The organism is Saccharothrix sp. ST-888 (assembly GCF_000955975.1).
In the GTDB taxonomy this organism is placed as follows: Bacteria; Actinomycetota; Actinomycetes; order Streptomycetales; family Streptomycetaceae; genus Kitasatospora.
Genome location: NZ_JYJF01000924.1, coordinates 1 through 309, shown reverse-complemented (window position 1 = coordinate 309; position 309 = coordinate 1). Strand labels below are relative to the sequence as shown.

The 309-nt window shown below is 75.1% G+C and carries 1 protein-coding gene; it reads left to right on the top strand.

All coding sequences use genetic code 11. The annotated features are described in order from the left end of the window. On the top strand, nucleotides 1-254 hold a 254-nt coding region (locus UK12_RS45470), incomplete at its 5' end, for a polyketide synthase dehydratase domain-containing protein (protein ID WP_197085436.1). Nucleotides 255-309: the final 55 nt, after the last annotated feature.

Below are 309 nucleotides of genomic sequence, written 5' to 3'. Positions count from 1 at the left end.
ACCTGGTGCTGGGGAGCGTGCTGCTGCCGGGCACGGCCTTCGTGGAGCTGGCCATCCGGGCGGGCGACCAGGTGGGCTGCGACCTGCTGGACGAGCTCACCTTGGAGGCGCCGCTCGTTCTGCCCGAGCGCGGCGGGGTACAGCTGCGCCTCACGCTGGGTGGGGCGGCCGCGCCCGGCAGCCGCGCGTCCCCCGCCTGTTCCAGGCCCACCGACGCCATGTCACCGGCGGACACACCGGCGTCGAGCCAGTAGCGCTCCTTCTGGAAGGCGTACGTCGGCAGTTCGACCCGCGCCGCGCCGCGACCGG